The organism is Moheibacter sp. (assembly GCF_049672845.1).
In the GTDB taxonomy this organism is placed as follows: domain Bacteria; phylum Bacteroidota; class Bacteroidia; order Flavobacteriales; family Weeksellaceae; genus Moheibacter.
The window spans coordinates 324,369-346,981 of the sequence record NZ_JBATWT010000023.1 but is presented as its reverse complement, the minus strand read 5'-3'; the positions used below and the strand labels follow the sequence as shown (position 1 = coordinate 346,981).

Annotated in this window: 28 protein-coding genes; 23 read left to right on the top strand and 5 right to left on the bottom strand. The window is 37.5% G+C overall.

Annotated features, from left to right (window positions below):
- Window positions 1-8 precede the first annotated feature (8 nt).
- From nuoI to WBF63_RS09220, 12 genes are all read left to right on the top strand, one after another.
- Window positions 9-512, top strand: coding sequence for an NADH-quinone oxidoreductase subunit NuoI (gene nuoI, locus WBF63_RS09275; RefSeq protein WP_424369433.1), 504 nt, complete (start codon window positions 9-11; stop codon window positions 510-512).
- 3 nt (window positions 513-515) lie between these two features.
- The gene (locus WBF63_RS09270) at window positions 516-1,040 is read left to right on the top strand and encodes an NADH-quinone oxidoreductase subunit J (protein ID WP_424369432.1); all 525 of its coding nucleotides are present in this window, start codon (window positions 516-518) and stop codon (window positions 1,038-1,040) included.
- Window positions 1,041-1,190: 150 nt separating this feature from the next.
- Window positions 1,191-1,517: an NADH-quinone oxidoreductase subunit NuoK gene (gene nuoK / locus WBF63_RS09265; RefSeq protein ID WP_424369431.1), complete on the top strand. Its 327-nt coding sequence runs from the start codon at window positions 1,191-1,193 to the stop codon at window positions 1,515-1,517.
- Window positions 1,518-1,522: 5 nt separating this feature from the next.
- Entirely contained in the window at window positions 1,523-3,421 is a 1,899-nt protein-coding gene (gene nuoL / locus WBF63_RS09260; RefSeq protein ID WP_424369430.1) for an NADH-quinone oxidoreductase subunit L, read from the top strand.
- Window positions 3,422-3,433: 12 nt separating this feature from the next.
- A complete protein-coding gene (locus WBF63_RS09255) occupies window positions 3,434-4,846 on the top strand; it encodes a complex I subunit 4 family protein (RefSeq protein ID WP_424369429.1) in 1,413 nt (470 codons plus the stop codon).
- A gap of 9 nt (window positions 4,847-4,855) precedes the next feature.
- Complete coding sequence (locus tag WBF63_RS09250) at window positions 4,856-6,247, top strand: NADH-quinone oxidoreductase subunit N (RefSeq protein WP_424369428.1); 1,392 nt, start codon at window positions 4,856-4,858, stop codon at window positions 6,245-6,247.
- Window positions 6,248-6,263: 16 nt separating this feature from the next.
- Window positions 6,264-6,782 (top strand): hypothetical protein, encoded by a 519-nt coding sequence (locus WBF63_RS09245; protein WP_424369427.1) that lies wholly within the window; start codon window positions 6,264-6,266, stop codon window positions 6,780-6,782.
- Window positions 6,782-7,576 (top strand): hypothetical protein, encoded by a 795-nt coding sequence (locus WBF63_RS09240; RefSeq protein WP_424369426.1) that lies wholly within the window; start codon window positions 6,782-6,784, stop codon window positions 7,574-7,576. The genes WBF63_RS09245 and WBF63_RS09240 overlap by 1 nt, the downstream gene beginning before the upstream one ends.
- 71 nt (window positions 7,577-7,647) lie before the next feature.
- Window positions 7,648-8,343, top strand: a complete 696-nt coding sequence (locus tag WBF63_RS09235; RefSeq protein ID WP_424369425.1) for a hypothetical protein — start codon at window positions 7,648-7,650, stop codon at window positions 8,341-8,343.
- Between the two features lie 3 nt (window positions 8,344-8,346).
- Window positions 8,347-8,802 (top strand): hypothetical protein, encoded by a 456-nt coding sequence (locus tag WBF63_RS09230; protein WP_424369424.1) that lies wholly within the window; start codon window positions 8,347-8,349, stop codon window positions 8,800-8,802.
- Complete coding sequence (locus WBF63_RS09225; protein WP_424369423.1) at window positions 8,799-9,326, top strand: hypothetical protein; 528 nt, start codon at window positions 8,799-8,801, stop codon at window positions 9,324-9,326. The genes WBF63_RS09230 and WBF63_RS09225 overlap by 4 nt, the downstream gene beginning before the upstream one ends.
- A gap of 71 nt (window positions 9,327-9,397) precedes the next feature.
- The gene (locus WBF63_RS09220; RefSeq protein WP_424369422.1) at window positions 9,398-9,697 is read left to right on the top strand and encodes a hypothetical protein; all 300 of its coding nucleotides are present in this window, start codon (window positions 9,398-9,400) and stop codon (window positions 9,695-9,697) included.
- Window positions 9,698-9,784: 87 nt separating this feature from the next.
- On the opposite strand, the gene WBF63_RS09215 is transcribed toward WBF63_RS09220, so the two are convergent.
- On the bottom strand, window positions 9,785-10,177 hold the full coding sequence (locus tag WBF63_RS09215; RefSeq protein ID WP_424369421.1) for a hypothetical protein: 393 nt from the start codon (window positions 10,175-10,177) through the stop codon (window positions 9,785-9,787).
- A 152-nt stretch (window positions 10,178-10,329) separates the two neighbouring features.
- On the opposite strand from WBF63_RS09215, the gene WBF63_RS09210 reads away from it, so the two are divergent.
- A complete protein-coding gene (locus tag WBF63_RS09210) occupies window positions 10,330-10,764 on the top strand; it encodes a DUF4168 domain-containing protein (RefSeq protein WP_424369420.1) in 435 nt (144 codons plus the stop codon).
- 9 nt (window positions 10,765-10,773) lie between these two features.
- Here WBF63_RS09210 and WBF63_RS09205 read toward each other — a convergent pair whose 3' ends face one another.
- The 3 genes from WBF63_RS09205 to WBF63_RS09195 all read right to left on the bottom strand — a co-directional run bounded on the left by WBF63_RS09205 (window position 10,774) and on the right by WBF63_RS09195 (window position 14,815).
- Window positions 10,774-11,043, bottom strand: a complete 270-nt coding sequence (locus WBF63_RS09205; RefSeq protein ID WP_424369419.1) for a hypothetical protein — start codon at window positions 11,041-11,043, stop codon at window positions 10,774-10,776.
- Between the two features lie 111 nt (window positions 11,044-11,154).
- Window positions 11,155-11,571 carry a hypothetical protein gene (locus tag WBF63_RS09200; protein ID WP_424369418.1) on the bottom strand — a complete coding sequence of 139 codons (417 nt, stop codon included), beginning with the start codon at window positions 11,569-11,571 and terminating at the stop codon, window positions 11,155-11,157.
- Window positions 11,572-11,590: 19 nt separating this feature from the next.
- On the bottom strand, window positions 11,591-14,815 hold the full coding sequence (locus tag WBF63_RS09195; protein WP_424369417.1) for a class I tRNA ligase family protein: 3,225 nt from the start codon (window positions 14,813-14,815) through the stop codon (window positions 11,591-11,593).
- 150 nt (window positions 14,816-14,965) lie between these two features.
- Here WBF63_RS09195 and WBF63_RS09190 point away from each other — a divergent pair, with 150 nt between their 5' ends.
- A complete protein-coding gene (locus tag WBF63_RS09190; RefSeq protein ID WP_424369416.1) occupies window positions 14,966-15,382 on the top strand; it encodes a hypothetical protein in 417 nt (138 codons plus the stop codon).
- Here WBF63_RS09190 and WBF63_RS09185 read toward each other — a convergent pair.
- The gene (locus WBF63_RS09185) at window positions 15,379-15,732 is read right to left on the bottom strand and encodes an MmcQ/YjbR family DNA-binding protein (protein WP_424369415.1); all 354 of its coding nucleotides are present in this window, start codon (window positions 15,730-15,732) and stop codon (window positions 15,379-15,381) included. The genes WBF63_RS09190 and WBF63_RS09185 overlap by 4 nt on opposite strands.
- Window positions 15,733-15,865: 133 nt before the next feature.
- On the opposite strand from WBF63_RS09185, the gene WBF63_RS09180 reads away from it, so the two are divergent.
- From WBF63_RS09180 to WBF63_RS09140, 9 genes are all read left to right on the top strand, one after another.
- Complete coding sequence (locus WBF63_RS09180; protein WP_424369414.1) at window positions 15,866-16,732, top strand: sigma-70 family RNA polymerase sigma factor; 867 nt, start codon at window positions 15,866-15,868, stop codon at window positions 16,730-16,732.
- A gap of 277 nt (window positions 16,733-17,009) precedes the next feature.
- Complete coding sequence (locus WBF63_RS09175) at window positions 17,010-17,459, top strand: 3-oxoacyl-ACP synthase (protein WP_424369413.1); 450 nt, start codon at window positions 17,010-17,012, stop codon at window positions 17,457-17,459.
- Window positions 17,456-17,713, top strand: coding sequence for a phosphopantetheine-binding protein (locus WBF63_RS09170; RefSeq protein WP_424369412.1), 258 nt, complete (start codon window positions 17,456-17,458; stop codon window positions 17,711-17,713). The genes WBF63_RS09175 and WBF63_RS09170 overlap by 4 nt, the downstream gene beginning before the upstream one ends.
- On the top strand, window positions 17,713-18,903 hold the full coding sequence (locus WBF63_RS09165) for a beta-ketoacyl-[acyl-carrier-protein] synthase family protein (protein ID WP_424369411.1): 1,191 nt from the start codon (window positions 17,713-17,715) through the stop codon (window positions 18,901-18,903). The genes WBF63_RS09170 and WBF63_RS09165 overlap by 1 nt, the downstream gene beginning before the upstream one ends.
- Window positions 18,903-19,958: a beta-ketoacyl synthase chain length factor gene (locus WBF63_RS09160; protein ID WP_424369410.1), complete on the top strand. Its 1,056-nt coding sequence runs from the start codon at window positions 18,903-18,905 to the stop codon at window positions 19,956-19,958. The genes WBF63_RS09165 and WBF63_RS09160 overlap by 1 nt, the downstream gene beginning before the upstream one ends.
- An 11-nt stretch (window positions 19,959-19,969) precedes the next feature.
- A complete protein-coding gene (locus WBF63_RS09155; RefSeq protein WP_424369409.1) occupies window positions 19,970-20,740 on the top strand; it encodes a polysaccharide deacetylase family protein in 771 nt (256 codons plus the stop codon).
- Window positions 20,721-21,350, top strand: a complete 630-nt coding sequence (locus WBF63_RS09150; protein WP_424369408.1) for a LolA family protein — start codon at window positions 20,721-20,723, stop codon at window positions 21,348-21,350. The genes WBF63_RS09155 and WBF63_RS09150 overlap by 20 nt, the downstream gene beginning before the upstream one ends.
- A gap of 5 nt (window positions 21,351-21,355) precedes the next feature.
- Window positions 21,356-21,985 carry a hypothetical protein gene (locus WBF63_RS09145; protein ID WP_424369407.1) on the top strand — a complete coding sequence of 210 codons (630 nt, stop codon included), beginning with the start codon at window positions 21,356-21,358 and terminating at the stop codon, window positions 21,983-21,985.
- Window positions 21,986-21,994: 9 nt separating this feature from the next.
- Window positions 21,995-22,600: a porin family protein gene (locus WBF63_RS09140; protein ID WP_424369406.1), complete on the top strand. Its 606-nt coding sequence runs from the start codon at window positions 21,995-21,997 to the stop codon at window positions 22,598-22,600.
- Window positions 22,601-22,613 lie beyond the last annotated feature (13 nt).

Genomic DNA, 22,613 nt, shown 5'->3' with positions numbered 1-22,613 from the left:
AAAGAAGAATGGAACTTCTTACAAACAGAGCAAAACAAGTAGACCGCAGCCCGATGAATTTCTGGGAGCGCCTCTATCTGATTGCGATTGCAAAGGGAATGTGGATTACGCTGAAACACTTTTTCATGAAAAAAGTAACAGTGAGTTATCCCGAAAAACAACGTCCTTTCAGTCCGGTATTTCGTGGTGTGCACGTCTTGAACCGAGACGAAGAAGGTCGTGAAAATTGTACAGCTTGCGGACTTTGTGCCCTCGCCTGCCCTGCAGAAGCCATTACTATGGAAGCTGCGGAACGTTTGCCGGGCGAAGAGCATTTGTATCGAGAAGAAAAATACGCGGCTAAATATGAAATCAATATGCTGCGTTGTATTTTTTGCGGATTCTGTGAAGAAGCTTGTCCGAAAGATGCGGTTTACCTTTCCCAAACCGTAACGCCGGCGAGTTATCAAAGAAAAGATTTCATCTACGACAAAGAAGATTTATTGATTCCACATCCTAAAAAATCAAACTAAAGTATGGGAACTGCAGAGATTTTATTTTTCATTCTGGCCGGATTGACGCTTCTGAGCGGAATCCTGACGGTAACATCCAAAAGGCCGGTTCACTCTATTTTATTTCTGATTATCACCTTTTTCAGCATCAGCGCACATTATGTTTTATTGAACGCTCAGTTTTTGGCCGTTGTAAACATTATCGTTTATGCAGGTGCGATTATGGTCTTATTCCTGTTTGTTGTGATGCTGATGAACTTAAATAAAGAAGATAGAAGTTTTAGTAAACCTTTCATCATACTGTCCGGGTCGATTGCATCAGCCTTGTTTTTCGTATTGACTGTGGGGATTTTCTGGCAGTCCGATGTGAAGGAAGGCAATCAGATATTGTTGGCAGAGGGCGAAATTGGATTAACAGAAAGTCTTGGTTCTGTCTTGTATTCCGATTATGTGATTCCGTTTGAACTGGCGAGTATCCTGTTTATGGGCGCGATGATCGGAGCGGTTTTACTGTCCAAAAAAACGGAAGATTTGCATGTGAAGGATTAATGGAGGCGAAAATTGGACATTGGAAGTCAATTAGATTAAATAAAAATAAAAAATTGAAAAGGTAGGATAAAATAGGATTGAGCGAAGTATTGAATGAATACAAAAAACTTCAGACTTCCCTCTTCCATCATCCAGCCAAAAAATTAAAATATGATACCGATTAGTTACTATTTATTTCTGTCACTGGGGCTTTTCTCGATCGGGATGATCGGGGTGATGACCCGCAGAAATATCATCATCATGCTGATGTGTGTGGAACTTATGCTGAATTCCGTCAATCTTTTATTGGTTGCCTTTTCAAAAATGCACCAAGCCAAAAACCTCGGCACCGAAGCCGGTATCGACGGGCAGATGCTTGTGCTTTTCATTATGGTAGTGGCAGCAGCAGAAGTAGCAATCGGGCTTTCGATAATGATTCTGTTTTACAGAAAAGTGTATAACGTGGATGTGCAGTCCCTGAACCGATTAAAGCATTAAGATTTATGGAGAAGTATATTTGGTTAATTCCTTTGTTGCCGCTTTTAGGGTTTTTCATCAACGGTTTGGGAAAAAACACCTTGTCGAAATCTTTGATTTCCGTCATTGGTTCGGGTGTGGTTTTCATCAGCTTTTTACTTTCAATATTGGTATTTATGAATGTTCCTTCGGGAGAAGGCGCACAACCGTTGATTTTTCATGCATTTGATATTTTGAATTTTAAATCGATTCAGGTTCCTTTTTCGTTCCAAATCGATGCTTTGACAAGTATATTCCTGCTCATCATTACCGGAATCGGATTTCTGATTCATGTGTACAGTGCAGGTTATATGAAAGAAGATGAAGGTTTTGGGAAGTTTTTTGCCTACTTGAACCTATTTATCTTTTTCATGTTGATTCTCGTAATGGGAAGCAATTTCTTTATGATGTTCATCGGATGGGAAGGCGTAGGATTATGTTCATTCCTGCTCATCGGATTCTGGTTTAAAAACCGAGATTATGTAGGCGCGGCAAAGAAAGCTTTCATTATGAACCGAATCGGAGACGTAGGCTTTTTGTTGGCAATGTTCTGGATTTACAGAGAATTCGGCACACTTCAATACACCGAAGTTTTCGGATTACTAAATACAACTCATATTTCAAGTTTTGCGATTGGTGGAATTACTTTGTTGTTATTCCTTGCGGCCACCGGGAAATCGGCGCAGGTTCCTTTGTTTACCTGGCTTCCCGATGCAATGGCGGGACCAACTCCGGTTTCGGCTTTGATTCACGCTGCCACGATGGTTACGGCCGGTATTTTCATGATCACACGTTGTAATGAATTATTCGAACTGGCTCCGTACACCAAAGAAGTAATCGCCTGGATCGGAATTATTACTTCATTGATTACGGCGACCATTGCTATGCGTCAAAACGACATCAAAAAAGTATTGGCTTATTCGACCGTTTCTCAGTTGGGACTGATGTTCGCGGCAATCGGAATGGGCGCTTATGTAGCCGCTGTTTTCCACGTGATGACACACGCTTTTTTCAAAGCTTTATTGTTCCTTGGCGCAGGTTCAGTAATCCACGGAATGCACCACGAGCAAGACATGACCAAAATGGGCGGACTGAAAAAGTACATGCCGACGACTCATATCACGATGCTGATTGGCTGTATTGCCATTGCAGGAATTCCGCCTTTGAGTGGGTTTTTCTCCAAAGACGAAATGCTTTTGAGCATGTTTATGGGCAATAAAATCATTTATGCCATCGGATTTATCGTTTCCGTTCTGACATCTTTCTATATGTTCCGACTTTATTTTATGACATTCAGCGGAGAATTAAGAAATAAGGAGGTTGCGGCAGAAGGACACACAGCACATCCGCACGAAAGTCCGAAAACCATGACGATTCCTTTAATCGTTTTGGCAATTCTTTCGATCATTGGTGGATTTGTAGGAATTCCTGAGTTATTTATGAAAAATGCGCACAAGCTCAACCAATTCCTTTCGGGCGTTGTAGCGCCTGGTGAAGCGCATCATATTTCGCATTCGACTGAATGGTTATTGATTGCGGCTTTGCTTTCCTGCGTAGCAGTAGCTATTTATTTGGCGAGCAAAATGTACAACGGAAAAGTGGACAAGGAAGCCACAGGCGTAATGAAAGTTTTTGAAAACAAATGGTATGTGGACGAAATTTATCAGGCCGCTATCATCAGTCCAATCATTGGACTGGGGAATGTTTTCAAAAAATATGTGGAAAAATCCGGAATCGGCAAAGTTGTCAGCGGAACCGGCGATTTATCCTACTTAATATCAAAAAATATACGAACGGTTCAAACCGGAAATATAGGAATGTATGTGCTCTTGATGGTGATAGGAATTGTTGCCGGATTGGGGATTTTCTTTTTTGGAATGTTTTAAAAAGCGAAAGGAATGTTATTATCGTTACTGATTTTATTGCCACTCTTATTTGGACTTGGCTTAACCTTTATCAAACACAATAGACCCTTGGGGTTTGTGGGTACAGCTGTCAGCATTTATCTGTTTCTGTACACTTTGTTTTTATTGTTTACCAATACACCGGTAGATCTGACGGTGATTGCTCCTTGGTTTAAACTGGGAGATGTTCAGGCGCAGATTGCACTAAGCCTTACGGGACTTGGTGCCGGCATGGTTCTATTGACCACCTTGGTTTTTTCTGTTCTCTTCGTTTATTTCTATACGATTAAAAAGAATTATTCCAATACGTTCTATGGATTATTGTTATTGGTTTTCGGTGGTTTAAACGGTGTCTTCCTAGCTCAGGATTTACTTTTATTCTACTTTTTCTGGGAAATTGTTCTCATCCCAATGTACTTCCTAATTGGAATCTGGGGTGCAAAAAACACAAGAATCTCGGCCAATACCACTTTTTTCATCTATACGATTTTAGGCTCATTCATCATGCTTGCCGGAATTATTTACATAGGATTTCAGTTGCGCCCCGAAAGTTTCCTTTTGGCGGATGTTGTAAAACAAACCTCATCGATTGGAAACATGGAGGTATTGCCATGGTTATTCCTGATTGCTTTTGCGATAAAGATTCCTTTGTTTCCATTGCATTCATGGCAACCGGCGGTTTATAAAACTTCGCCCACTCCGGTAACGGTCATTCTGAGTGCCTTGATGGCGAAGATGGGACTTTTTGCCGTTGTAAATTGGTTACTGAATATGTTCCCAACGATCTCTCCAAACACAGATAATTTATTGTACTTGGTTGCTTTCGGATTGATTTACGCTTCCTTGATTGCACTTACTACGAATAATGTAAAAAAGATAGTAGCTTATTCATCCGTAGCTCACTTGGCTTTGATTTTCATGAGTTTATATACCCAATCAGAAATCGGAAGAGAAGGCGCTTATTTCCAAATGTTCAGTCATGGAATTGTAGTGATGGGACTTTGGTTGAGTTTGGATTATATGCAGAGAAAATACAAATTGACAGATATAAAATCCATTAGTGGACTCGCGCATATTGATCCTTGGATTGCGATATTCTTTACGCTTTTTGGATTGGCCAATCTCGGACTTCCGTTGACAAGTAGTTTCATTGGAGAATTTATGATGTTGAACGCGCTTTACTCTTACAATCCGATTCTTTGTATCATGGCTTGTATGGGTGTGATTTTATCGGCGGCCTATACATTGAGATTGTCCACTGCGATTTTATTTGGAGAGCGAAGCAATCTTCCCAAGAAGAAACAAAAATTTCCAAAAACATTATATCTGATCTTCGGATTTATTTCACTGATCATTTTGGTACTGGGAATTTATCCGTCCGTTTTATTTAATCTTTTTCAAAACTAAACAGGAGCAATGAATATTATATTAACATCGGCCATATCAGGAATTATTTTCATGTTTAGCGACCTTGTTCTGAAGAACAAACGCCATCAAAGCATTCTGGCTGTTTTGCTTTTTATAGCCATGATTATTGCTTCCATACTGCAGATTCAAGGCACAGAAATCTTTCAGGGGAAATACCCTAATATGATTGAAACCGATCCTTATCGAATTTCATTCTTTGTAATTCTCTGTTTGATTGGGGTTTATTATACGCTGATCAACCGACGCAATTTCAGCAAACCCGGAAGTCATGTATCGGATTATTTTGCTTTGATTTTTATTTCATTTGTGGGAATTGCAGTTTTAGCGAGTTTCAATAATTTGATTTTAATGTTCTTGGGAATTGAAATTCTTTCGATTCCGCTTTACGCACTTGCCGGATCTGCCAAACATAAAATGAAAAGTACAGAAGCGGCCATCAAATATTTTCTGATGGGAGCCTTCTCAACTGGAGTTATGCTAATGGGAATTGCGCTGATTTACGGTGCATCGGGGTCTTTTTTATTGAAAAACATTACCACTTACGCATTTGATTTCCAATCCATTTATTATTTGGGATGGGTGGTTTTAATTCTATCGATGTGTTTCAAAGTTTCGGTGGCTCCGATGCATTTTTGGGCGCCTGACGTTTATGACGGGACGCCGACCGTCTTTTCATCTTATATGATTACCATCGTAAAAGGAGCAGCGTTTATGAGCTTTTTGACCTTGATGTCCGCCTTCAAAATCACTTCGGAAATCGTGGCTCAAAACTATAAATACTTACTCAGCTTTATCATAATTCTAACTCTCATTCTGGGTAATTTCTCGGCATTGCAACAGAAATCCGTCAAACGTATGTTGGCTTATTCCTCCGTGGTTCAAGCCGGATTTATGATGTTTGCCTTGTTTGAAATCAGTGAAGAATCCAAATATGCATTGCTTTATTATACCGTAAGTTATGGATTGGCAAGCATTATTTTGTTTTATGCAATGACTCAATTGAAAAATTTGGAATACAAAGGCTTCAATGGATTGGCGAAAAGATCTCCTGTCTTGGCTGCCACAAGCGCCGTTGCTTTGTTTTCTCTGGCAGGAATTCCTTTCACATCGGGTTTCTTGGCCAAATTTTTCATTCTGAGTTCTGCCATGAAAGATCCATCCAATTTGGTTCTTGTTCTCATTGCCTTGGTTTTGGCAGTGGTAAGTGTTTACTACTACATCAAAGTCATTATTGCGATGTATTTCAGAAAATCATCCAAGAAAAAAATCAAATTATCTTTCACAAGCCAATTTTTATTGGTTTTAGGCGCTTTACTGACCGTAGCACTCGGAGTTTACCCCGATTTGTTGAAGATGGCGCTCAACTGTTTATTGGGCTAGAGTTTAAACTTTACCAATGAGAGAATATCATTTTATTTTTTTCTTTTTAATTATTCAAAGTTGTACGCAAAATGGAAAAATTAAAATTAGTGTCGATCAAATAGAGAATAATCAAATTCACTTCTCAATCCTAAATAATTTAGAAGATTCTATTAAACTTCTAAAACCTAAAAGCAATTATTTATGCTATGAAGGTTCTCCAACTATTTACAAAGGCTATTTTATTTTAGGTTTTATGGATTATTTTACAATGGAGCAAACTTATAAATCTACTATACTTTCTGAGGAATTATTATTTGAATCAACACCTCCTACCTTATCGAATTATCAAATTATAATTATAAAAAAGGGTGAAAAATATTCTGGCAATATATTCGTGCCGGAAAGAAATTCAACCGCTTGTATTTTTTATCCAATAATTGATAAAAATACAGTTTTAGTAATTAGAAATGATACTATTTCCTTTAAATCCGATCTTATTGTTGCTCTATCTCATGAACAGAATGAAACAGATGTTGACAGAAAAAAATACTGATGAGTAGCTTAGATGGTGGAGATTTTGGAAGTGGGTTTTATGCCGGTGCTGTAAGTTCTTTGGTGAGTAGTGGGGTTCAAAACTTAGGCATATCCGGAGGACAAACCAATAAATTTGGACAAAGTGACTGGTACAATGCGGCAACCATAGCAGCCGGCGGGCTTTCCGGTGGGTTATCTTCATGGATTGCCGGCGGTAATTTTGCAGCTGGTGCAAGACAAGGTCTTATAACCTCAGGTTTAAACCACGTGGCGCACTCTACTATTCAAAGGATAAAATATAACTCTTTTTTAAGTGAAGTAGATGAATCTATCATTAAATCAGGCCACAATCCAGATGATCCGGTAGCAGATACTAGTTTGAAAGCTACATCCGAATTTATTTTTTCATTAGATGTAATTAAAGGTATTATAGGGGATGGAATTCATGCTATATGGGGTACTGAAGTTACGTTTTTTGACCCTTGGAATAGTAAAGAGCGATATAGTGGGGGAGAGTTTAGCCCTGCTCAATCAAAAGCTAAGATAATGAAAATGGGAAAACTTCCTGATACGTTTAAGCTTAAGAATGTTAATGGGGTTACCTTTACGCATAGTACTATTTCAATTTATGATGAGGCATATTCATCTTACCGCAATCTCGCTTTGGGCATTGGGGCTGGACTGAAATATATTAACTATATACATATTACTATGTATTATTTACATACTGAAAGAATAGAATATAAAATGAGTGATTTAATCTATACCGCAGAAATAAAGGCAGCAGAATGGCACAAAAGAGTTTCAAATTAATAATTTATTCAATGGTGTGTATAGTAATGCACTGTTGTCAGAATAAAAATTTTCCAAGTGAGAATTTGAGCATGCCGGAATTAAAAAACACAGTAGTTTTTGAGATTCTGAATACATCATTGTTTTATAGTTGGAACGCAGATCTTGAGTTTCAACCCCAAATACTGAAATTCAAGTTAATCAATAAGAGCAATCAGGCTTACGCTCTTTCAATTAATGATGACTTACCTTTTCCTTATAGTAATTACGAAATGTATTACAAAAACAGAGACTATTATTTTGAAGACCATTCAAACAGCCCCTTGCTTAGAATTTTTGAAAAAAATAATACAATTGTGAATTTTGACTTGGGTGTACTTTTGGACTTAAGTGAGATTCTTAAGGTGGATACATTGGTAGGGAGTAGTAATAAATTTGTAGAAAACATGATTGTTCTTAATCCTCATGAGGAAAAGCTGATGGAAATGAAGATTTCCCTGCCGACAATGTTCGTGGAAAATTTTGAGAGTGAGGGTAAAGTTTTTAAAGATTATGTTTTTACTTATGATATGTTTGAGTTGGATGGATATACTGCTGATTTGTTTATGATATTAGATAGTTCTTGGATAAAAAAGGTTCCTGAAGAAAAAACAGCAGAATTTCAGAAGAATAACATCAAGATGTTTACTGGTACAATTTCATCAAATAAAATACCTGTTTTGTTAAAAGGCGGTTCGCCTCATGAACAGAATGAAGAAAATAGTGAGAGAAAAAATGTTAATGAGTAATGGATGGCTATAGCCATAGCCGTGGGCGGGTTGTCAGGGGGATTATCCTCTGCCATTGCCGGTGGTAAATTTTCTGCCGGATTTAGGCAAGGTCTTATAACCAGTGGATTAAATCATGTGGCGCATAGTGTTTTTTCTAAACCGGATAATGGTTATAGGCCTAATGGCAGTGGAGGAAGCGGTACTTTTTCAGGTGATTATGAATATTTAAGTGGTTCTGCAAGTTTAGACTCCACAGGAGTACTAACCCCAGGTTTAAGTGCTTCTATTGGTTTAGCATTTGGAGTGGCTACCTCAAAAAGTTGGGTAGTAATTTCATTAGGTGGTGCCGGATCTTTGGCAGGTGGAATCAGTACTCCTGTAGCGTTACAATTTGGAAAAGGTATAGGAAGAATAAATTTTTTACAACCCGTAGGTCCTAAAAGTTCAGTTGAAATCATAGAAAGTTGGTTAAAATGAAAAATATATATATGAAATTAATTTTCGGTTTTGGAATTGGGCTAATGATATTTCTTATAGCGATTCCTATTGTATTTTCACATGCAATAAAAAGGGACAATAATAGAGAAGCATACATTCAAAAATCTGAGTATTATTTTAAGGGAGAAATTATTGATTACGAACAAATCAGAAATAGTGAATATGCCTTACTAATAAAATATGATACTTTTAATTTGATTTCAGGAGATCTGACAACGAAACTATACTCTGGGGTCATTGATACTTTGTCTAAACAAATTATATATATGGCATACGTTTACCCACAACATGAGTATTATCCTCAGAAAAAAATTGAGTATAATGAATTTCCGAATTATATAAAAGTTGATGGGAAAAATAATAAAATAGAATATTACAGAAATTCAATTTTGTATAATTCATTAGATAACAATATTTCTACATTAGGTGATTATCCGTTGAGCGATAAAAAATTTAAAAAATATTTAAAGAAGATTGGAATAAAAAATATATTATTTTTTTAAGGTAGTTTGGCGCTATATCAAACATGTTGATTTACTATTTGAATGAAGAATATTATAAGATAGGAGATTCGATGATGAGAGCACTGAATATGAATTCATTAGGTAGCAGAGATATATTTAAAGCTATCACAATTGCTTCGGGTGGACTATCAGGAGGTATATCCTCTACCATAGCAGGCGGCAGCTTCTGGGCTGGAGCAAGGCAGGGGCTCATAACTTCTGGGTTGAACCACGTGGCGCACTCTACTATACAAAGGATAAAATATAACTCATTTTTAAGTAAAGTAGATGAATGGATATCCAATCAGTTTTTACTAATTTCCTCAGAAGTGGTGAAAAAACACAATAAAATTTCAAATTTGTCAAAATGAGGAGATAAACTATAATCGCTTAACCAAAAACATAAAAAATCACCCTTTGAAAATTCAAAGGGTGATTTTGCATTATCTAACAAGGAATTAATTCCTCGTACAATTCGCCGTCCAGACATCATTCACATTTTCTGTGTATAGAATCTGCAAAGTGCCGGCCGTCACTCGAATGTATTGAAATTCGGTCGCGCCGATGTTAATCAATGTTTCACCATCCGACTCAAATTCAACACCCGTTATTTCTGGAATTCCATTCGAAAAAAGAAAATTATAATTATTCCCAACTTTCACTACTTCCACCCAGCCATTCTCATCTTGTGTTGTACTTTCTCCATTTGAATAGGAAACCGTACCATTGTATCTTCCGATAAAAATATCACTGTCAGCCGGACTATCGTCATCACTACAAGATATCGCCATAAATGAAGTCACAAACACCAAGGTCAATAACCATCCTAAGATTTTTCCTCTACGTTTCATACAATTGATTTTTTTTGATTTAACGGGATATAATTATGAAAGAATTATGCCAATTATATAATTATTTGATACAGTGAGGTTTAATTGATTTTGATGGAAATTAATTTGGCAATATATTTGAAAATCGTAGGTTTGAATTAAATTAATCGAAAATGAACACACTAAGAAAAATAGGAATTCTTTTAGGAATCTTTGCCTTTATGGGACTAAATGCGCAGGAAGTAACGGATTATGATTTACAAAATTTCGCACGAGCTTATAATGAAATGATGGCAATCAACAAAAAAGCTCAAAAGGAAATGACAGACGCAATCGAAAAAGAAGGTCTGGATTTGGAGACTTATCATGCTATCAATGACAGCAAAGACACCGAATTCATCCCCGATATTCCAGAAAAAAAGTTCAAGGACTTTGAAAACCTTCAACCCAAACTTCAAAAAATCCAAAAACAACTCGAAGCAGACGTGGAAAAAGCTTTCAATAAATACGATCTAAGCAAACGCGAATACCAGGCAATTGCCGAAAGAGTAAAGCAAGATCAATTGCTCCAAATCAAATTAGAACAAATCCTTACACATCTAAGGTAAACGATAAATTTACCAAGAAACATCAATCAAAGATTTCTGCGGAATGGCTACGCTTCCTTTTATTTGAATATAATGATCGGTAAGTGTCCAAACCGTAGTTTCTATTTTTTTAGGCCCGGAATCCGTCATAAAGGTAATATAAGTCTTGCCTTTGAACTCATTGCCCAACCTAACCGCTCTTTCCAGTTTTTCTTTTGTAATCAGACTTTTGTCCTTTTCAACTGAAACGAAATGATAATTGATCACCTCTTCTTTTTCGATTAATTCAACTGTTTCCATTAAATCTAGTTTTTGCTAAACTAAATTTAACAAAATTCAGTCCACCTTATCAAATTATTTTGAAAATATTTTAACTAAAACTCCTTTCTACACTGATTTTCAGAGAGTTTATTATTTCTCTTTGTTCAAATCCATCACCGGAACCATCCCTTCTGAAGGCACATAAATGATTTGAGGCAAACTTCCTTTGTCAGCGATTTTCTCCAAAGTTCGGATGAACAAATATTGGTTATAGGTTTCATTCAAAGTTCCGTTTTCTACTCGCATTGCTTCAGCCATACCGCGTGCGCGTTCAATTTCGGCTTGTGCATTTAACTTTTCCGCTTCCAAACGGGCTTTGGCTTCTTCCACTAAAATTTTACGGTTTTGTTCCGCTTTGGCCATTTCCGCTTTTCCGGCCATTTCCTGTTGCCAAACGTTGTATTTCGGCAATCCGAACATCAAGGCAAGAATAACGACTACCGCCAAAAGTGAAAACCACAGAAATCCCATTCCCAGTGATTTGGTTGAAATATTAGTATTGCTCATTTTTCTATATTTTATTTAATTATCCTACAATATTGATGATTTTCCCCGGAACGATGATCACATTCTTAGGCGTTCTTCCGTCCAGTTGTTTGATTGTGCGCTCATCTGCCATCACCGCTTCCTGAATTTCTTCTTTGCTCAAATCCATTGGCAATTCCAGTTTGAAACGCATTTTTCCGTTGAATGAAACCGGATATTCCTTGGCGTCTTCCTCTAACCATTTCGCATCGAATTCAGGAAATTCCGCATAAGAAATACTTTCCTTATGACCCAATTTTTGCCATAATTCTTCGGCAATGTGCGGCGCATAAGGCGAAATCAAAATCGCCAAAGGCTCCAAAACCGCAAGTTTGTTGGAGTTCAATTTGGACAATTCATTCACCGCAATCATAAAATTGGAAACCGAAGTATTGAACGAAAAATTGTTCACGTCTTCATCTACTTTCTTGATGGTTTGATGCAAAGCTTTCATTTCGGCTTTGGTCGGCTCTTCCTCCGAAACAAAGAAGGCTCCCCCTTCTCCGTTGTGATAAAGCTTCCAGAACTTTTTCAGGAAAGAATAAACTCCGCTCAAACCTTGGGTATTCCAGGGCTTTGCCTGCTCAATCGGACCTAAAAACATTTCGTAGAGACGAAGCGTATCCGCGCCGTATTGTTCACAGATATCGTCGGGATTCACGACGTTGTATTTAGATTTGGACATTTTATCTACTTCTCTTGAAACAATGAATTTTATATCATTTGTTAATTCACCTGTATGAAAAACTTTACCAGTTTCATCTATATAAATTTCGTAAATAAAACCCTTATCATACTTTGAATAATAATCGAAATAATCCTTAAGATTTAATTCTGCATCAGTTCCTGATTTAATGAGATTAATATCAACATAAGGTTTAAAAATTGAATAATAAATACCAAATTCTTCTTCATTAATTCTTTCAATCAAATCGCCAACAATATGTGGATCAATTTTGTTTATTTCAATTAACTTATTAATAATAACTTCTTTATCATATTCCTTTTCAACGTAAATGTTTTCTGAAACTTCTTCAAAGTTCTTATTGAAATAATTTAATGATAAATTAAATTTTCCATCACAATTAAATAATTTTTGATTCAAAACCCTATTAAATGTGAGTTTATTTTTTGTGCCTAATGAAATACTAGCTTTTATGATTTTAGCACTCATCCCCAAAATCATTCCTTGGTTGATGAGTTTTTTAGCGAATTCATCGGTTGGAACGAAACCTCTGTCAAACAAAAATTTCTGCCAGAAACGTGCATACAACAAATGTCCGGTCGCATGTTCGCTTCCACCCAAATACAAATCCACGTTTTGCCAATAATCCATCGCTTCTTTTGAGGCAAATTCTTCTTCATTTTTCGCATCCATATAACGAAGGAAATACCAGGAACTTCCCGCCCAACCCGGCATAGTGTTCAATTCAAGCGGAAAAACAGTTTGTCCGTCAATTTTATCAATGCTTGTAATTTCATTTTTAGAAGTATCCCAAGCCCAGTTTTTAGCTCGTCCCAAAGGCGGTTCGCCGGTTTCGGTTGGCAAATATTCGTCCACCTCCGGCAAAACCAAAGGCAGATGTTCAGCTTCAATCATATAAGGCACACCGTCTTTGTAATAAGCCGGAACCGGTTCACCCCAATAACGCTGACGGGAAAAAACCGCATCCCGCAAACGATAATTTACTTTTCCTTTCCCAATTCCTTTCTCTTCCAATAAAGCAATGATTTTGTCGGTCGCTTCCTGATAATTCAGACCATTCAGAACCTCTGAATTCTGAAGTTCAAATCCTTCTTTTTCCACAAAAGCACCTTCCGAAATGTCCTTGTCTTTAAAGATTTCCGGAATGGGCAATCCGAAATGTTTGGCAAATTTATAATCGCGCTCATCACCCGCCGGAACCGCCATCACAGCTCCCGTTCCATATCCGGAAAGGACATAATCTCCAATCCAAATCGGGATTTCCTTTCCGGTCAGCGGATGAATGGCATAGGCACCGGTAAATTCCCCGGTAATTTTATTGACATCGGCCATTCGTTCACGCTCCGAACGTTTGGAAGTTTGTTCCACATAATTCTGAACCGCGTCTTTGCGATCCCGCGTCATGATTTTTGAAACAAAGGGATGTTCCGGCGCAAGGGTCACATAAGAAACCCCGAAAATCGTATCGGGTCTTGTGGTGAAAACTTCGATTTTTAAATCATGGTCTTTCACTTGGAATTTTACTGAAGCACCTTTGCTTTTCCCAATCCAATAGGTTTGTGCATCTTTAATCGGCTGCGGCCAATCAATTTTCTCCAAATCATTTAGCAATCTTTCAGCATACGCTGTGATGCGCATCATCCATTGCGTCATTTTTTTCCGGACAACGGGATATCCGCCGCGTTCAGAAACGCCATTTACGACTTCATCATTTGCCAAGACCGTTCCCAGCGCAGCACACCAGTTTACTTCGGCTTCGGCCAAATAGGTCAATCTGTATTTTAAAAGAATTTCTTCTTGTTGTTTTTCGGAGAAACTATTCCATTGTTCCGCTGTGAATTTCGGTGTATCTTCATCGGAAACCACATTGACTTTCTGATTTCCTTCTTTTTCGAATTTCTGAATTAATTCTTCAACCGGAACAGCTTTGTTTTGGTCGTTGTCATAATAGGAATTAAACAATTGAATGAAAATCCATTGGGTCCATTTGTAATATTCCGGGTCGGAAGTTCGGACTTCTCGATCCCAATCAAATGAAAATCCGATTCGGTCCAATTGCCTTCTGTATCCCTTTATAATATTTTCTTGATAATCCTTGTCATGAATCGAAGTAGGTGAACTTTTGTCAATTAATGCAGATTCATGAATTGTCCCATCTGAATTGATAAAATCATCATAAATTTCATAATTTTCATCTAAACAACCATTTATATTAATAAAAGTTGTTTTTGATGGATGTTGCCCGGTTTGAATCGCGTATTGTTCTGCTGGTAATCCGAAAGAATCATAGCCCATTGGGTGCAGCACATTGAAACCTTTCAAACGTTTGTAGCGCGAAAAAATATCGGAAGCGATATAACCCAGCGGGTGACCGACATGTAATCCGGCTCCGGAAGGATAGGGAAACATATCCAACACATAATATTTAGGTTTGGATGAATTATTTTCTGCGCGGAAAGTTTTATTCTTGGCCCAATATTCTTGCCATCTTTTTTCGATTTCTCTGTGATGATACTGCATCAGATTCAAATTTTAAGCTGCAAATTTAACCATTTTTAAAGGAAGTTCAGATGGAATTGAAACTGGAAATTCATTTTGCTAGATGTACTTCGTTCATAAGATTTGTTTTTCTTATTTTTGTTGAAATTGCCCGACCTAAAAGAATTCATTTTGAGCAAAAAGAAAAAGCATAAGTCGCGTTGGAGATATTATTATTGGATAATGGTCATCATCATATTTGTGGCGCTTGTTTTTATGGTTCGTTTTGTACTGAATAGTTCAAAAGTATTGGTGGATAAAAGCACTCCGATCAATCCCCACTATATAGAATGGGATTTGGAAAGAGACGGTTCACTTCGAATTAATGAACCTTATTTTTTAGCTACGGACATTGAATTCATACAAACAGATTTGGACAAATTAAAAGTTGATTCTTCAATCTATGTTCCTTTGGTAAAGGAATCTACCTCTGGGAGCACGCTCAAAGATGTAAAAAAACCTTATTTGATTTGGAAGAATGCCAACAGCGACACTGTACATGTGGTCAAAAACAATATCGTTTTAAAATTTAAAATGAATTCCGATTAAGACTCAATTTGAGCTCGTTTCAATTTTGGAAGTGACTTTAATACTAATTCGTAAGAATGATTAATTAATTCACTTAAAAATTCTTCCGACAAACTTCCTTCAAAATTAACCGTATTCCAATGTTTTTTATTCATGTGGTACCCCGGCTGGACTTCTGTATGTTTTTCACGAAGTTCCTCTGCATAGTCAGGATCACATTTCAGGTTAACTGAAAAATCTGAATTATCCAATCCGGTGAGCGCAAAAATTTTCCCACCCACTTTAAAAACAAGTGTTTCCGGTCCAAAGGGAAATTCTTCTTTAACACCCGGTTTTTTCATGCAGAAATTTCTAAAATCTTCAATATTCATCGGCCTAAAAACGTTTAAAACTAAATAAGATTTCAATTTAGAAATAATTATCTGTTTTACTGTAACATTTCACATAGATTTTACGTATACAGTAAAGCACATCACAATTACAAACAAAAAGAACAGGAATATAATGCGACAGCTAAAGATTACAAAGCAGGTAACCAATAGGGAAACTGCTTCCCTGGATAAATATTTACAGGAAATTGGTAAGGTAGATTTAATTACTGCTGACGAAGAAGTTGAGTTAGCGCAAAAAATCAAAGCGGGTGACCGTTTGGCTTTGGAAAAACTAACCAAAGCGAATTTACGTTTCGTAGTTTCGGTTGCAAAACAATATCAGAACCAAGGATTGAGTTTGCCGGATTTGATTAACGAAGGAAATTTAGGCTTAATCAAAGCCGCACAGCGTTTTGACGAAACACGTGGATTTAAATTTATTTCTTATGCAGTTTGGTGGATCAGACAATCCATCTTACAAGCATTGGCCGAACAGTCACGTATCGTACGTCTGCCTTTAAACAAAATCGGTTCCATCAATAAAATCAACAAAGCTTATGCGACTTTGGAGCAGGAACATGAACGCGCACCATCTGCAGAAGAGATCTCGGAATTGCTTGATATGTCGGAAAGCGACGTAAAAGAGTCAATGAAAAACTCCGGTCGTCACGTTTCCATGGATGCGCCATTGGTGGAAGGTGAGGATTCAAACCTTTATGACGTTCTGAATACAGGTGAATCTCCAAGTCCCGACGGTGAGCTGATGACCGAGTCATTGCGCATTGAAATCGAACGTGCACTGCAAACACTAACCCCGAGAGAAGCGGATTTGATTCGTTTGTATTTCGGATTAAATGGCGCTCACCCAATGACATTGGAAGAAATTGGTGAAACATTCGATTTGACAAGAGAGAGAGTTCGTCAGATTAAAGAAAAAGCAATAAGAAGATTGAAACATACTTCAAGAAGCAAGATTTTGAAATCTTACATCGGAAGATAATTGATCAATCTAACTAGCGTATAACTCTGCCCGTTCTCTGAACGGGTTTTTTTATTTTTTTCAGTTAAAATCAAAGTGAATTTTAAGTGCCAATTTTCTATATTTGAAGTCCTATATGAACAATCAATATAATATAAATTCTTACTGTCGAATAACAAATCAGAAAATCATTTCTGACGGTGAAATACTATTGGAGCGAAATCCCGATGAATCCCTATCGGATTTTTTGAAAACTATCTACCGAAAATCCGAAGCCAATTACCCGAAATTTTTCAAAATGGATTTGCTAAGCAAATCGGCATTTCTGGCTACAGAATTTATCTCAAAAAAGGAAAATTTATGGGAAACCAACACAGCCTTGCTTCTTTCCAATCGTAGTTCCAGTATGGCGTCTGACGAAAAACACGCACAAGCGATTTACGGCGCAGAAGCTGCTGCCAGTCCTGCGGTTTTTGTCTATACTTTGCCCAATATCGCTTTGGGCGAAATCAGCATCCGCCACCAATTATTTAGTGAGAATCTTTTCCTTATATTTGACAAATTTTCACCCGAAACCCTAGTTCCTTATGCCGAACAAACGTTGGAGGAAAATAAAGCAGAAAAAGTACTGGCGGGATGGGTGGAAGCAGATGAAAACCAACTGGACGTTTTCATCTATCTAATTAAAAATGAAGGAGATACCAAACATACCATAGAAAACGTACAAAATTTATATTTGAAGAAATGAGCGATTTAAAACAAGAACTAAAAGAAAAAATCATTGCCCAGCTAAACCTGGAAGATATCACCATTGAAGATTTACAAGACGATACGCCGCTTTTTGGCGACGGATTGGGATTGGACTCCATCGATGCTTTGGAGTTGATTGTTCTACTGGACAAACAATACGGCATCAAACTAGCCGACCCGAAAGAAGGAAGAAAAGTGTTTGAAACGATTCAAACCATGGCAGATTACATCGAAGCAAACCGCCCGAAATAATGAACAAACCACCGATTGCCATTACCGGAATGGGTATAATTTCGGCCATCGGAAATAATCTGGCTGAAAATGAAAATGCTCTGCTACAAAATCAACATGGAATCCGGAAATATTCGGTTTCTGATCCGCTGATTCATCAGGAAAAATGGGTAGGTGAAATCCTTAAATCCAATGATGAATTCTATTCCGAATTGAATTTAAATCCGGAAGAAGCCTTTACCCGAAGCACTTTGTTGGGATTGGTAGCGGCAAAAGAAGCAGTTCTTTCGGCCGGATTAAACGTAGACGACGGATTGAGAACAGGTTTCATTTCGGCCACGACTGTGGGTGGAATGGATGCAACCGAAAAATACTATTTCGATTTTATGGAATCGGAAGCCCATCGGAAATTCATCCCAACTCAAAATTGCGGAGTTCATGCTGAACAAATTGCCCAAGAATTAGGAATCAAAGATTATGTAACGACCATCAGCACGGCTTGTTCGTCTGCGGCCAATGCGATTATGCTCGGAGCGAGGATGATCAATGCCGGAATTTTGGACAGAGCCGTGGTAGGTGGAACAGATTCACTTTCGGCTTTTACCATCAACGGATTTTCTTCCTTGATGATTTATTCGGATGAACATTGCCAGCCTTTTGACGATAATAGAAAAGGTTTGAATCTGGGAGAAGCTGCCGCTTACATCGTTTTGGAGTCGGAAAAGTCGGTCGGTAATAAAAAAGTTTTAGGATTTCTCGCGGGATATGGAAACGCTAACGATGCCTTCCACCAAACCGCTTCTTCGGACGATGGCGAAGGCGCTTATTTAGCGATGAAAACCGCCTTGGAAATTGCGGATTTGAAACCGGAAGCAATCGATTATGTAAATGCACATGGGACAGCGACGCCAAACAATGATTTCTCGGAAGGAAAATCCCTGAGCCGGATTTTTGAAAGAATTCCCGATTTCAGTTCGACCAAAGCTTTTACCGGACATACTTTGGCAGCAGCAGGAGCTGTGGAAGCCGTTTTCTCTCTTTTAGCACTGAAAAACCAAAAGGTTTTTGCCAATTTGAATTGGAAAACTCCGATGAAAGAATTTGATTTGAAACCTCAAACCGAAATCAAATCCAAAGAAATCCATACCGTATTATCAAATTCATTGGGATTTGGCGGGAATTGTAGTAGTTTAATCTTTCAAAAAGTTTGATGAAAAAAATCTACATCCATAGCAGCTGTTCCATTTCCATTCAACCAAGTTTTCGGGATGATTATTTCTTTGATGAAATCACCGAATATTCCGAAAATGGCATCCATGTCATCGATCCGGATTACAAGGAATTCATTCCACCAATGCAGTTGCGGCGAATGGGAAAAAGCATGCGAATGGCGGTTTATGCAGCTCAAAAAGCGATTCAGAAAGCCGGCAATCCAAAAATCGATGCGGTGATAACCGGAACCGGAGAAGGTTGTCTGCGCGATTCTGAAAAATTTGTGGAAGCCATGTGGAACAACGATGGTGGGATGCTCAATCCGACGCCTTTTATCCAATCGACACACAATATGGCAGCTGCGACAATAGCATTGGCATTGGGTTGTAAAGGTTATAATATGACCTATACCAATAATTCAAATTCCTTTGAATCAGCGCTTTTGGATGGGATGTTATATTTGAATGAAAATCCCAATCATCGGATTTTAATTGGTGGGCTAGAGGAAATCAGTGAACAAACCTTAAAATTTTGGGATTTGGCCGGAAATGTCAATATGGAAAATCCTAAAATCCCTGGCGATTTTAAATCGAATTCGATTGGAGAAACCAATACGGAAGGAGCCGGTTTTTTTGTGGCTTCGACAGAAAAAATGGAGAATTCTTTGGGAAGCATTTTGGCGGTTCACACAAAATTTGAAGTTGAAAATCCGGAAGAATTTATTCGTGAATTTTTAGCTGAAAACAGCGTTTCGATTTCCGAAATAGATGCTATAATTCTGGGAAACAATGGCGATTCACATTATGACGGTATTTATGAAAATCTTTCTGGTTCATTGTTCAAAGAGAATCCACAAATCAGTTTCAAAAATGTTTTGGGCGAATTTGACACGGTCAATGCCATTGCAGTTGAAATTGCTTTGAAAGTTTTCGAATACCAAAAAATTCCTTTGTCACTAAAAATGAATAATTTAGACCGAAATTCTTATCGGAAAATTTTGATTTACAACCAACGAAGAGGAAAAAATCATAGTTGTATTTTATTGGAAAACTAAAATTCCAAAAAATGGCGAAAAGTCTGATTTTCTATATGCTGATTTTCGACGCAGTTTTTTTTTCAGGATTGCTGTTGTATTTTGGGATGGAATGGTATTGGGCAATTCTTCCCGTTTTCGCTCTTTTGGGATTTATCGTATTGGCTTGTTCTAAAATTCAATGGAATTTTTTCGTGAAAGCCATTCATTCCGGCAATCATTCAACGCAAAAAATCGCCTTGACTTTTGACGATGGACCTCATCCCAATTTTACACCAAAAGTTTTGGACATCCTGAAAAAACACAATGTAAAAGCGAGTTTTTTTCTCATCGGAAAAAACATCAAACAATATCCACATCTCGCGGAAAGAATTGTAGATGAAGGACATACAATCGGAAATCATAGCTTCACCCATTCCCAAACCATCGATTTTAACTCAAAAAATGCTTGGTTGAAAGAATTAAACGAAACCGATTTGGAAATCGTAAAAATCATTGGCAAAAAGCCCAAATTCTTCCGGCCGCCTTACGGTGTTACGACGCCGCATCTGGCAGGAGCATTGAAGAAATCCGGGAAAACGACCATTGGATGGAGTCAAAGAACTTTTGACACGATGTCAATTAATCCGTTGAAAATCAAGGAAAAAATACTGAAAAACCTCAAATCCGGCGATATCATTTTGTTGCACGATTCGCATGAAAACATCGTCCCGATGTTGGAACAGTTATTGCCTGAAATTGAGCGCAAAAACCTTAGTTTTGCAACTGTAAACGAATTGATCAATGAAGAACCTTATTTTTAGTTTTGTTTGTTTTTGGGTTTTGGGCGGAATGGCTCAAGCGCAATTAAGTCCTGCCGAAATCAAAACCTTAAAGGCCAATATCAATTCCGCAACCGCTAATCTGACTTCTTTGGAAAGCACATTTATCCAAATCAAACATTTGGATTTTATGGAAAATGACGTGAAATCTTCGGGGAAATTATACTATAAATCCAAATCGAAAATCCGCTGGGAATACACTTCTCCTTTCCATTATTATGTCATTTTCAATAACGATAAAATGTTTGTGAACGACAACGGAAAGAAAAAGGAAACCGAAGTTTCTTCGAGCAAATTATTGAAAGATTTAAGTAAAATCATGCTGGGAACCGTGAATGGTTCAGCTGTTTTGGATGAAACAAAATTCAAAATCAACTATTCGAAATCGGGTACCGATTTTCTGGCCAAAATGATTCCGACCGATAAAACCTACAAAAAATACATCCAACAAATCGATCTGACTTTTGACGGAAAAACCTATCTGTTGAAGAAAATCAAAACCACCGAACCTTCGCTGGATTATACTTTGATCGAGTTCAGCAATCAGAAAAAAAATGCAGCAGTGAGCGAGGATAAGTTTGCATTTAAATAATCTCCATGAATCGCTTATCATCTTTTCTGAAATTTATTCTGATTGGTTTTATGCTGATCCAGGTTTCCTGTGCGTCTTTTACAAAATCATTTGAACCAAAAGAAAAAACGGTTGAGACTTTTACGCCAGCTTATCTGAAAGATTTTCAGGAAGCTTCTTTTAAAATTTCGATTGAAGCATTTGAGAATCATTTTGGTGGAATCATGGTGGCTAAAAAGTTGAAAAGGAATCATTATCGGTTTGCGTTTCTCAACGAATTCGGTGGAAAAATGATGGATTTTGAGATTCTGAATCGCGAATTGAAATTGAATTATGCGGTAGAACAATTGAATCGGAAAATCATTCTGAATATGCTGGAAAAGGACTTTTCGATGTTGTTTTCAGAAGAAGTTTTGATCAAAAATGAATTCGCACAAAATGAATTGAGGATGTTGGAAGTTGAAAAATTCTCCGGAAATAAAAGCCTTTTTTACGAATTAAATCAGGCTGGTAACTTGCAGAAAATAACACTCGCAAAAAATAAAGAAAAAGCATCTATCACACTGATAAACAACGACAAACACTTGTCTGATATTGAGATTTCACACGGTGATTTACCAATAAAAATTTACTTACATTTGCTGAATAACCAATAGACGAATTAAATGAAAAGACTTTTTATTCTCAGTTTATTAATGTTTTGTGGAATTTCTCAGGCTCAAGTTGAACTTTGGCTTGGTCCGAAAGCGGGATTAAATATGGCAAACGTAAGTAATCTGGATGGTGATGCCTACATGGGTGCCTATGGCGGAGTTGCTTTTGCCATCAAGTTTTCCGAACGATATGCATTGCAGCCGGAATTGGGATTTTCAATGCAGGGTTCAAAAAATATTTATACGTCAAAAGAAGATTTAAACTTGACGTACTTTACTCTGGGTGTCATCAACAAATTATATCTGGTAGAAGGATTTCACTTATTGGTGGGACCTGAATTCAATTTTAAAATAAACGACACTTTTTCGGATTGGGTGGACAGCGAAATCTATGACGAGGACGGAAATTACATAGGTGATACAGATGCCCAACCTTTTGACATGGCGATCGTCGGTGGTCTTGGCTATGATTTACCTTTTGGACTTACGCTGGAAGCCCGATACAAACAAGGATTACAAGATGTGATGAATTTCATCAATTGGGATTCCGACACTGATTCCAGATTGAATCAGGTTTTCCAATTTGGGATTGCCTACAAATTCCATTTGAATAAATAATTATTATCTGAAA

What these genes read in the sequence shown, in the direction of transcription:
- nuoI (WP_424369433.1), top strand. Translation starts at nt 9, where the DNA reads ATGGAACTTCTTACAAACAGAGCAAAACAAGTAGACCGCAGCCCGATG.
- WBF63_RS09270 (WP_424369432.1), top strand. Translation starts at nt 516, where the DNA reads ATGGGAACTGCAGAGATTTTATTTTTCATTCTGGCCGGATTGACGCTT.
- nuoK (WP_424369431.1), top strand. Translation starts at nt 1,191, where the DNA reads ATGATACCGATTAGTTACTATTTATTTCTGTCACTGGGGCTTTTCTCG.
- nuoL (WP_424369430.1), top strand. Translation starts at nt 1,523, where the DNA reads ATGGAGAAGTATATTTGGTTAATTCCTTTGTTGCCGCTTTTAGGGTTT.
- WBF63_RS09255 (WP_424369429.1), top strand. Translation starts at nt 3,434, where the DNA reads ATGTTATTATCGTTACTGATTTTATTGCCACTCTTATTTGGACTTGGC.
- WBF63_RS09250 (WP_424369428.1), top strand. Translation starts at nt 4,856, where the DNA reads ATGAATATTATATTAACATCGGCCATATCAGGAATTATTTTCATGTTT.
- WBF63_RS09245 (WP_424369427.1), top strand. Translation starts at nt 6,264, where the DNA reads ATGAGAGAATATCATTTTATTTTTTTCTTTTTAATTATTCAAAGTTGT.
- WBF63_RS09240 (WP_424369426.1), top strand. Translation starts at nt 6,782, where the DNA reads ATGAGTAGCTTAGATGGTGGAGATTTTGGAAGTGGGTTTTATGCCGGT.
- WBF63_RS09235 (WP_424369425.1), top strand. Translation starts at nt 7,648, where the DNA reads ATGCCGGAATTAAAAAACACAGTAGTTTTTGAGATTCTGAATACATCA.
- WBF63_RS09230 (WP_424369424.1), top strand. Translation starts at nt 8,347, where the DNA reads ATGGCTATAGCCATAGCCGTGGGCGGGTTGTCAGGGGGATTATCCTCT.
- WBF63_RS09225 (WP_424369423.1), top strand. Translation starts at nt 8,799, where the DNA reads ATGAAAAATATATATATGAAATTAATTTTCGGTTTTGGAATTGGGCTA.
- WBF63_RS09220 (WP_424369422.1), top strand. Translation starts at nt 9,398, where the DNA reads ATGATGAGAGCACTGAATATGAATTCATTAGGTAGCAGAGATATATTT.
- WBF63_RS09215 (WP_424369421.1), bottom strand. Translation starts at nt 10,177, where the DNA reads ATGAAACGTAGAGGAAAAATCTTAGGATGGTTATTGACCTTGGTGTTT.
- WBF63_RS09210 (WP_424369420.1), top strand. Translation starts at nt 10,330, where the DNA reads ATGAACACACTAAGAAAAATAGGAATTCTTTTAGGAATCTTTGCCTTT.
- WBF63_RS09205 (WP_424369419.1), bottom strand. Translation starts at nt 11,043, where the DNA reads ATGGAAACAGTTGAATTAATCGAAAAAGAAGAGGTGATCAATTATCAT.
- WBF63_RS09200 (WP_424369418.1), bottom strand. Translation starts at nt 11,571, where the DNA reads ATGAGCAATACTAATATTTCAACCAAATCACTGGGAATGGGATTTCTG.
- WBF63_RS09195 (WP_424369417.1), bottom strand. Translation starts at nt 14,815, where the DNA reads ATGCAGTATCATCACAGAGAAATCGAAAAAAGATGGCAAGAATATTGG.
- WBF63_RS09185 (WP_424369415.1), bottom strand. Translation starts at nt 15,732, where the DNA reads ATGAATATTGAAGATTTTAGAAATTTCTGCATGAAAAAACCGGGTGTT.
- WBF63_RS09180 (WP_424369414.1), top strand. Translation starts at nt 15,866, where the DNA reads ATGCGACAGCTAAAGATTACAAAGCAGGTAACCAATAGGGAAACTGCT.
- WBF63_RS09175 (WP_424369413.1), top strand. Translation starts at nt 17,010, where the DNA reads ATGGATTTGCTAAGCAAATCGGCATTTCTGGCTACAGAATTTATCTCA.
- WBF63_RS09170 (WP_424369412.1), top strand. Translation starts at nt 17,456, where the DNA reads ATGAGCGATTTAAAACAAGAACTAAAAGAAAAAATCATTGCCCAGCTA.
- WBF63_RS09165 (WP_424369411.1), top strand. Translation starts at nt 17,713, where the DNA reads ATGAACAAACCACCGATTGCCATTACCGGAATGGGTATAATTTCGGCC.
- WBF63_RS09160 (WP_424369410.1), top strand. Translation starts at nt 18,903, where the DNA reads ATGAAAAAAATCTACATCCATAGCAGCTGTTCCATTTCCATTCAACCA.
- WBF63_RS09155 (WP_424369409.1), top strand. Translation starts at nt 19,970, where the DNA reads ATGGCGAAAAGTCTGATTTTCTATATGCTGATTTTCGACGCAGTTTTT.
- WBF63_RS09150 (WP_424369408.1), top strand. Translation starts at nt 20,721, where the DNA reads ATGAAGAACCTTATTTTTAGTTTTGTTTGTTTTTGGGTTTTGGGCGGA.
- WBF63_RS09145 (WP_424369407.1), top strand. Translation starts at nt 21,356, where the DNA reads ATGAATCGCTTATCATCTTTTCTGAAATTTATTCTGATTGGTTTTATG.
- WBF63_RS09140 (WP_424369406.1), top strand. Translation starts at nt 21,995, where the DNA reads ATGAAAAGACTTTTTATTCTCAGTTTATTAATGTTTTGTGGAATTTCT.